Origin of the sequence: Rectinema subterraneum (assembly GCA_009768935.1) — a bacterium.
Lineage (GTDB): Bacteria > Spirochaetota > Spirochaetia > Treponematales > Rectinemataceae > Rectinema > Rectinema subterraneum.
Map to the genome: position 1 here is coordinate 1 of WESA01000097.1, position 3,830 is coordinate 3,830.

At 52.7% G+C, this 3,830-nt stretch carries 10 protein-coding genes; all 10 read right to left on the minus strand.

The window, feature by feature from the left end; genetic code table 11:
* A partial coding sequence (gene rplO / locus GAP13_RS12765) for a 50S ribosomal protein L15 (RefSeq protein WP_158908673.1) occupies positions 1–247 on the minus strand: 247 nt, incomplete at its 3' end.
* Positions 247–429 carry a 50S ribosomal protein L30 gene (rpmD, locus tag GAP13_RS12770; RefSeq protein ID WP_158908674.1) on the minus strand — a complete coding sequence of 61 codons (183 nt, stop codon included), beginning with the start codon at positions 427–429 and terminating at the stop codon, positions 247–249. The genes rpmD and rplO, both read right to left, overlap by 1 nt.
* Positions 430–431: 2 nt before the next feature.
* Entirely contained in the window at positions 432–944 is a 513-nt protein-coding gene (gene rpsE / locus GAP13_RS12775; RefSeq protein ID WP_158908675.1) for a 30S ribosomal protein S5, read from the minus strand.
* 9 nt (positions 945–953) lie between these two features.
* The gene (gene rplR, locus GAP13_RS12780; protein ID WP_158908676.1) at positions 954–1,319 is read right to left on the minus strand and encodes a 50S ribosomal protein L18; all 366 of its coding nucleotides are present in this window, start codon (positions 1,317–1,319) and stop codon (positions 954–956) included.
* 10 nt (positions 1,320–1,329) lie between these two features.
* The gene (rplF, locus tag GAP13_RS12785; protein WP_158908677.1) at positions 1,330–1,872 is read right to left on the minus strand and encodes a 50S ribosomal protein L6; all 543 of its coding nucleotides are present in this window, start codon (positions 1,870–1,872) and stop codon (positions 1,330–1,332) included.
* A 14-nt stretch (positions 1,873–1,886) separates the two neighbouring features.
* On the minus strand, positions 1,887–2,285 hold the full coding sequence (gene rpsH / locus GAP13_RS12790) for a 30S ribosomal protein S8 (protein WP_158908678.1): 399 nt from the start codon (positions 2,283–2,285) through the stop codon (positions 1,887–1,889).
* Positions 2,286–2,294: 9 nt separating this feature from the next.
* Entirely contained in the window at positions 2,295–2,480 is a 186-nt protein-coding gene (locus GAP13_RS12795; protein ID WP_158908679.1) for a type Z 30S ribosomal protein S14, read from the minus strand.
* An 11-nt stretch (positions 2,481–2,491) separates the two neighbouring features.
* Complete coding sequence (gene rplE, locus GAP13_RS12800; RefSeq protein ID WP_158908680.1) at positions 2,492–3,052, minus strand: 50S ribosomal protein L5; 561 nt, start codon at positions 3,050–3,052, stop codon at positions 2,492–2,494.
* Positions 3,052–3,372, minus strand: coding sequence for a 50S ribosomal protein L24 (gene rplX / locus GAP13_RS12805; RefSeq protein ID WP_158908681.1), 321 nt, complete (start codon positions 3,370–3,372; stop codon positions 3,052–3,054). The genes rplE and rplX overlap by 1 nt, the downstream gene beginning before the upstream one ends.
* An 11-nt stretch (positions 3,373–3,383) precedes the next feature.
* Positions 3,384–3,752, minus strand: coding sequence for a 50S ribosomal protein L14 (gene rplN, locus GAP13_RS12810; RefSeq protein ID WP_158908682.1), 369 nt, complete (start codon positions 3,750–3,752; stop codon positions 3,384–3,386).
* Positions 3,753–3,830: the final 78 nt, after the last annotated feature.

The following is a 3,830-nucleotide window of genomic DNA, read 5'->3' on the forward strand; positions in this document are numbered from 1 at the left end:
GATCCCGGATGTTCACAATCTGGTATTCCTTGCGGAATGGGTAATTGGAAAAACCGCGATGAGGCAGACGCCTGTACAGCGGCATCTGGCCACCTTCGAAGCCGGGATAGGTCTTCCCACCCGATCTCGACTGCTGACCTTTGTTGCCGCGGCCTGCGGTGCCACCCCAGCCGGAACCGTCTCCCCGGCCAACAATGTGCTTTCTTTTCTTCGCACCTTCAGGGGCGTGGAGATTGAAATCCGTCATCACTCCACCTCCTTGGTTTCAACGAGATGCCTTACTCTGTTCACCATGCCAAGGATTTGCGGGCTCGCTTCCTGGATGGTGCTCGAACCGATTTTCCGCAGTCCGAGACAGCGGACAGTCGCACGCGCGTTTGGCTTCTGACCGATCGTGCTGCGAACTAGTGTTATCTGAATTCTGGCCATGATCAACTCCACATATCTTTGAGCGTCTTGCCCCGATTCTTTGCGATAGTCTGCGCATCGAGCAATTGGTCAAGGCCTAAAAACACAGCGCGCACGACATTGACCGATGTCCTGGAACCGACACACTTGGAAATGATATCGGTATAACCAGCACATTCGAGAATCGCTCGCACAGGGCCGCCCGCAATGACTCCCGAGCCCGGGCAGGCTGGTTTCATGTAAACGGTAGTAGCTTTATAGAGCCCGGTCACTTCGTGCGGCAGGGTGCCATGCTTTACCGGAACTGTTACCATCGCTCTTTTCGCCCGCTCGACACTCTTGCGAATCGCCTCGGTGACATCGTTTGCCTTACCGAAACCAAAGCCGACGTGGCCCTGCTTGTCGCCAACCACGGTCAGCGCAGAGAAGGAAAATCTCCGACCGCCCTTTACAACCTTGGCAGTTCGGTTCAGCTGAATCAGTTTTTCGGTGTAGCCGTCCTGCACACCGGAATCATCTCTTCTTGTTCTTTCCACACCCGCCCCCTAGAATTTGATGCCGGCTTTTCTGGCCCCATCGGCAATCGCTTTGACAATGCCGTGGTACTTATAGCCGTTTCTGTCGAACACTACCTGGGTAATGCCTTTTTCCAGGAGCCGTTTGCCGATTTCTTCGCCAAGCACACCACCGGTTTGCACTGTCGCCCTGAGGCTGCGGAACTGCTGCTCCATGGTGGACACACTCGCGAGCGTATGCCCTAGTGTATCATCGATCACTTGCACATAAAGGTGCAGATTTGAGCGAAACACCGTCATGCGAGGCTTTTCAGCCGTGCCCACGATTGTCTTGCGCACGTGGGTTCTGCGCCGATCGCGCTTGCGAATCTTATCAGATAGTTCTCTCACGCTCATGCTCTATGCCTCACTTCACACCGGTCTTGCCGACTTTCCTGCGGATTTTCTCTTCTTCGTAGCGGATGCCCTTGCCTTTATAGGGCTCGGGTTCGCGGAGAGACCGCACTTCACTGGCGAACTTGCCAACCTTGGCGAGATCGATGCCTTCGATGACAACCTTCTGACCATTCTGCTCTACGGAAACCTTGAGTCCATCGGGGATAACCGCAACAACATCGGTCGAATAACCAATGCTGAGCACCAGGAAATTCCCCTGCACTTCGGCTCGATATCCGACGCCATTGATCACAAGCGCACGCTTGAAACCTTGGCTGACGCCGGTCACCATGCTGTTCAGCAAGCTTCTATAGAGGCCATGATATGCTTTCGCCTGTTTGGAATCGTTCTTGCGCTCCACGACAGCTTCGCCATTCTTGACAGCGATTGCAACATCGGGGCGGTATTCCTGAGAAAGCCTGCCTTTCGGTCCCTCGACATGGAAGACTGTCGGCTCGACAGTAACCTTCACTCCCTGAGGGATCGCCACAGGCCGCATTCCAATTCTCGACATACTAGTACCTCGCCTTACCAGACCGTGCAGATGAGCTCGCCGCCGACCTGCTTTTCAACGGCTTTTCGGCCGGTGATAACGCCATCGGAAGTCGAGATGACCATGATTCCATAACCATTGAGTATGCGCGGCATCTCGCGATAGCCGGTATAGACTCGTCTGCCTGGCTTGGAAACCTTGCTCAATCCGTGAATGATGGGATTGTTTTCCTCGTCATACTTGAGGAAAATCCGGATAAAGTTCTGTCCATCGGCCTGAATCTTCTTGAAATTCTTGATATAACCCTCGGTTTTGAGAATCTTTACGATCTCAAGCTTGAGTTTGGAAGTCGGGATGTCGACTTTCTCGTGCCGGGCTGCGTTTGCATTCCGGATTTTGGTCAGCATGTCCGCAATGGGATCAGATACGCTCATTGCACCCTCCTACCAGCTCGACTTTGTAACGCCCGGCAACTTGCCTTCGGAAGCGAGCTTCCGGAAGCAAATGCGGCACATATCGAATTTTCTCATGTAACCGCGGGATCTACCGCAGATCTTGCACCGACGAACCAGACGAGTGGAATATTTCGGCGTTTTCAACGCCTTCAAAATCATCGCTTTCCGAGCCATGTACGCCTTCCTTATCTTCTGAAGGGCATGCCCAGCTTGGCAAGAAGGCTCTTCGCCTCCGTGTCAGTCTCGGCTGTTGTTACAATCGAGACGCTAAGCCCCATTACTTTCTCGATCTTATCGAAATCAATTTCCGGGAAAATGATCTGCTCAGTAAGACCAAGGGTATAATTGCCATGACCATCAAACCCATTCGGGTTGACGCCGCGGAAATCCTTTACGCGTGGAAGCGCTACGTTCATGAGCCTGTCGAGGAATTCCCACATCTGGTTTCCACGCAGGGTTACGCGCGCTCCAATTTCCTGTCCTTTGCGGATCTTGAAATTCGCAATGGATTTCTTCGCCTTCGTTTTGACTGCATGCTGGCCGGTGATAATTTCAATATCGCCGACTGCCGCATCGAGAAGTTTTTTGTTCTCGCGCGCTTCGCCGACGCCCATCGAAACGATAACCTTGACCAGACGAGGCACCTGCATTTTCGAAGTGTACCCGAGTTCTGTGAACAGTTCCGGCGCGACTTTTTCGCGGTAAAGCTTTTTAAGCCGGGGAATGTATACTTTCGCTTCTGCCATCAAAGGACCTCCCCGCATTTTCTGCAAACCCGTTTCTTGATCTCGCCCTCAAACTTGTAGCCAATGCGGACGGGCTTGTTGCACTTCTTGCAGATAATCATCACATTCGAAATATGAAGCGGTGCTTCAACCTCGACGATGCCGCCACGATCAGTCTGCGATTTCTTTTTCATCGCTTTTTTGACCATGTTGATGCCGGCGATAATAACGCGGCCTTTTTCATGGTCGATCTTCAGGATTTTCCCCTGTTTTCCCTTGTCCTTGCCAGCTATAACCTGGACAAGATCTTCTTTGCGAAGTTTGTATTTTGCATTTGCCATATCCAAACTCCTCACAGGACCTCAGGGGCGAGAGAAATGATTTTCATATAATCCTTCTCGCGCAGCTCGCGCGCCACGGGCCCGAAGATGCGCTTGCCTTTCGGGTTCTTGTTTGCATCGATGATCACGCACGCATTGTCATCGAATCTGATGTAGGTTCCGTCGGGCCGCTTGTATTCCTTATGCGTCCGGACCACGACTGCCTTCTCGACCGACCCTTTCTTGATCGCCGAATTGGGCAGAGCAGATTTTACAGCGACGACGATAATATCGCCAACGCTTGCGTATCTCCGCCGGGTACCACCGAGCACTTTGATGCACTGCACGGTTTTCGCACCTGAGTTGTCGGCGACATTCAGCATGCTTTCTACCTGAATCATACGTTACTCCCGCTCGTTATTTCGCCCGCTCGACGATTTCGACCAGCCGCCATCGCTTGTCGCGAGAAAGCGGCCTGC